The 3,811-nt window shown below is 39.7% G+C and carries 5 protein-coding genes and 1 pseudogene; 3 read left to right on the forward strand and 3 right to left on the reverse strand.

Annotation, left to right across the window (positions count from 1 at the left end; translation table 11 throughout):
• Positions 1-338: 338 nt before the first annotated feature.
• The 3 genes from BUB35_RS17890 to BUB35_RS17900 all read right to left on the reverse strand — a co-directional run bounded on the left by BUB35_RS17890 (position 339) and on the right by BUB35_RS17900 (position 1,523).
• Positions 339-686 carry a hypothetical protein gene (locus tag BUB35_RS17890; protein ID WP_072853953.1) on the reverse strand — a complete coding sequence of 116 codons (348 nt, stop codon included), beginning with the start codon at positions 684-686 and terminating at the stop codon, positions 339-341.
• Between the two features lie 65 nt (positions 687-751).
• Complete coding sequence (locus tag BUB35_RS17895) at positions 752-988, reverse strand: HTH-like domain-containing protein (protein ID WP_072853955.1); 237 nt, start codon at positions 986-988, stop codon at positions 752-754.
• Positions 989-1,079: 91 nt separating this feature from the next.
• The gene (locus tag BUB35_RS17900) at positions 1,080-1,523 is read right to left on the reverse strand and encodes a hypothetical protein (protein ID WP_072853957.1); all 444 of its coding nucleotides are present in this window, start codon (positions 1,521-1,523) and stop codon (positions 1,080-1,082) included.
• Between the two features lie 95 nt (positions 1,524-1,618).
• On the opposite strand from BUB35_RS17900, the gene BUB35_RS17905 reads away from it, so the two are divergent.
• The 3 genes and pseudogenes from BUB35_RS17905 to BUB35_RS17910 all read left to right on the forward strand — a co-directional run bounded on the left by BUB35_RS17905 (position 1,619) and on the right by BUB35_RS17910 (position 3,609).
• Positions 1,619-2,710: a serine/threonine protein kinase gene (locus tag BUB35_RS17905; RefSeq protein ID WP_072853959.1), complete on the forward strand. Its 1,092-nt coding sequence runs from the start codon at positions 1,619-1,621 to the stop codon at positions 2,708-2,710.
• A gap of 296 nt (positions 2,711-3,006) precedes the next feature.
• A pseudogene (locus tag BUB35_RS20315) lies at positions 3,007-3,120 on the forward strand (zinc-ribbon domain-containing protein); the annotation flags it as partial.
• A gap of 57 nt (positions 3,121-3,177) precedes the next feature.
• Positions 3,178-3,609, forward strand: coding sequence for a hypothetical protein (locus BUB35_RS17910; protein WP_242949287.1), 432 nt, complete (start codon positions 3,178-3,180; stop codon positions 3,607-3,609).
• Positions 3,610-3,811: the final 202 nt, after the last annotated feature.

Below are 3,811 nucleotides of genomic sequence, written 5' to 3' on the forward strand. Positions count from 1 at the left end.
TGTTCCCTATGAGACCTCTGGGTTGGAAATCCCCACAGACTGTCCTGAAGGAATTTATTAAGGAGGGTGTAACATATGTTTGACAAACCCACAAAACATCATAAGCAGACTCAAAATACGATGCTATCTTAACCTCTTATTTCTCCAACATCTAACAAAAATAAATTCTCATAACGATTTTCTAAATTCATCTTATGTTCCAATGGAAGATAAAATGTATGCACCGTTCATTTTACGTCTGATTTTCTCACATCTATTTTTTCTAAAGACTTTATAATCAAAGAATCACAGAAAACATCCAAGGTTCTCTGTGATTCTCCCATTTCATAAAAATTCAGTTATGCTCTTTTCTCCTTGATTAGACCAATGAGAAAAATCACCGCAAAAATCAAGCACAAACTCCCCCAAACAATCAAGTCCTGAAAAATGCCATGTGCGGTCAGTCCCAAAACGCCTGCCAGAGCATAAGCAATGATGCAGAATATGCTGCCTCCGCGACTATTTCTTGCCGCAGTGGCTACGATACCTGCCACCAGCATCAGCAATGCCACAGCCATTCCTACGCCGCCGCTGGTTCCGCCTTCATTTGCCAATGCATCCCCCACTGTAGCTGCGCAAGATTGGAATAAAACCACCATTGTCAGTACAATGCTGATGATACCAATGACTAATTTTGCTGTTTTCATGTTACTTCCTCCCTTTTTCTATTTGTTTTTTACGCAAATAACCTCTCACAAAAAGGAAGGCAAACTCATTCTCGATCGCCTCTTGGAACCACATATCTGGATAATTTGATCCCTTTGCTGATTTCAGAAACATAACCGGACTGGATTCCAGAGAGTTCCACAATATGTTTGATGGTACAGCCACTGCTTTGCAGTTCTTTCGCATAAAGAATGCCAAATAGATTGACCTGACACACCGCTTCATTCCGTCTGGCATTTTCGTACATACTGCGCAGAATTTCTGCCAATTCCATATCTGTCATAGGTTCCCTCCTTTGCTTTTTGCTATTCGCTATTTGCAAATTCAGTATAAAGGAAAAGCCCCATGATTTTTCCCCCGATTTAGGGGAGTTTTTAATCTGCGCTTCTAGTCAGTTCCGTTTCTCCATATTCCTGCAGCCAACTATTGACCGTATCCACAGAAGTAATTCCCTCATTGAATGCAATGATAAAAATGGCATCTCTCTGTTTTTTGGGATACAGTCCCGGCATTCCATACAATGCCAATGCCCGTTGCACTTCCTTCAGATTCATTCCCATGGCAATAAAGATACGGAGCAGCTTATCCCGATCTTTGGTATGACTTTCTCCATTGAGCAATTTATATCCATATTTCTGGGGCATATCCGCTTTTTGAAAAATATCCTGCCGTTTCAGATTCCTTTGCTGAATCAACTGATCCATATAGGTAATGAAGCTATGTGACTGCACTGTCATATCATCCTGCAATGCTGACAATTCCGCTTTCTTGGTATGTTTTAATATTTCCATTAACTTTGATGTGCTTTTTTCTTCCATATTTCCACTCCTGTTTACAAAAGCCTGTTCATTGTAGTAAAATTATACTGCATTTCACATTTTGAAACAATAGGGATTCATTTTGAGGTGAACTTATGGAATTACAAACCCGTTTGCGTTTATCATTCTATAGAGAAATTGCTGATATTAACACAGCCCATCATATCCGTCTGGTACAGCACACAGTAAGCGGAAAAATTTTTGTAAAAAAAGAGCTATCCATATACGATTTACAGGTTTTTCAATATCTGATGACTGAAAACATCCCGGGCACCCCAAAAATCGAAGAGCTCATCGAAGAAGGCAACACCTTATATGTCATCGAAGAATATATTTCCGGTAATTCTCTGGAGGAAATCCTTGCCAAAGAAGGTAGCTTTTCAGAAGAAAAAGCTGCTGATTATATTCTGCGCATCTGCCGGATTTTGCAGCCCCTGCACCAGCAGCATCCACCCATGGTTCATCGTGATCTGAAGCCATCCAATTTAATTTTAACTTATGACGGCAGATTGGTTCTGGTGGATTTCAATTCCGCAAAGTCTTATCATTCCGAGAGTTCTCAGGATACTGTCCTTTTCGGCACAGCCGGATACGCTGCTCCAGAACAGTATGGTTTTTCCCCTTCCGCACCAGCTGCTGATATTTACGCATTGGGGGTACTGTTCCACAAAATGCTCACCGGTGCCCTTCCAACAGAAACAAACTACACAGGGAAATTTTCCGGTGTCATTGCCAAATGCATCGAAATCGATCCGAAAAACCGCTATAATTCTGTTACTGCATTCCAAAAAGCCATCGAAAAAATATTGAAGCCACCTCTCACTCTGGAACAACTTAAAATTCCTGAAAAATGCCAAGGATACGCCTTGCCGGGTTTTCGCAGCAGAAAAAAAGGTTATATGATCGGGGCTGCCATCTGGTATTTCTGTCTTGTAATCGGCTGTCTTTTTATGGAATCAGACAATGTTGTTGGCATTCAGTTGATTCCTTACAAAATCATTAGCTTTATCATATTTTTCTCCCTGACACTTTGGCTGGGGAATTACAGAGGCATTCAATATTATTTTCCCCTTTGTCTCCATCGCAATCGCGCAATTCGATATATTGCCATTGGATTTTTCGCCTATGTATGGATTTTCCTGTTAATGATTATTCTGGCTTTCGCTGTGGATGCCCTTGCACCATAAAACAAAAATCTTTGCCGCCTTTGGGCGGCTTTTTCTTTTTCATAACTATTTTACATTCAATGAACCGGATCCCATGAGAAACCCAGAAATAGTAATTTTTTCTAAATAATTGTAAAAGTATATTGCACACCTTGGAATAAACCTGTAAAATGTATGTATATTCCATTTATCATTTATATTTTTTTAAGCAATGCACCAAAAGCAAATATCCGACCATGGTCATTCTGTATAAAAATTCAGAAACCATCTGCATGACACCATCAACAATCTGATGCACATGATAAAGGAGAGAAACTATGCACTGCCCCTACTGTAATCATAAAATTTCTGCACATGCAAACTTCTGCGAGCAATGCGGGAAAAAAATCCCCAAGTGTCCTACCTGTGGGCATATTATTTTGAAAAGAGAAAATTTTTGTCCCGTGGATGGAACCCCTTTTCCTCCCGAATTTTTTGCTGACTGGCCAATGGAAGAAGCTTCTCTTTCCGAAAAAACCACACTTCCAGAAGAAACCGCACTTCCAGAACCTGATTTGCAGGAACTTTCTTACAGCACGGCGGAACCAATCGAATCAGATGTCATAGATGATGAGGATTTTGAGGAAGAATATGACGAAGAATATGATGACTTTGAAGATTTCGAGGATTATGATGAATCTGAGGAATCAGAAAAAACCAATTGGAAACCGATTCTCATAGCAGCTGCCATTGTCGGTGTCATTTGCATCTTCATCAGTTATATTGCAATTGTAACAGGACCAGGTACTTTGAAAACAGAGGAAAACACGCAGGTAGAAGCACCTGCAAAACAACAAGACACCCAAGAAGCAGACGCTGCTGTATTTCTTCAGTATTCCGATGATTTATTCTTGATGTCACAGGATGATGTAATCATTTAACAGCAGAAAACAAATACGAAAGAAAGCTGGTCTATTTTGTTCAAGCAATACAAATGGAATTGCTTTCAAGAATTTTCACAAGAAAATAAAAATAGCCGGAACCCTTAAAATGAACTGAACCCAAAAAGTTAGACAATATTTTCAAATTAAAATTGTTTAAGAAGCCAGAAGGGCTTGTTGTCTGTAAATTGCAGGTGGCAAG

Origin of the sequence: Anaerotignum lactatifermentans DSM 14214, assembly GCF_900142265.1 — a bacterium.
In the GTDB taxonomy this organism is placed as follows: domain Bacteria; phylum Bacillota; class Clostridia; order Lachnospirales; family Anaerotignaceae; genus Anaerotignum; species Anaerotignum lactatifermentans.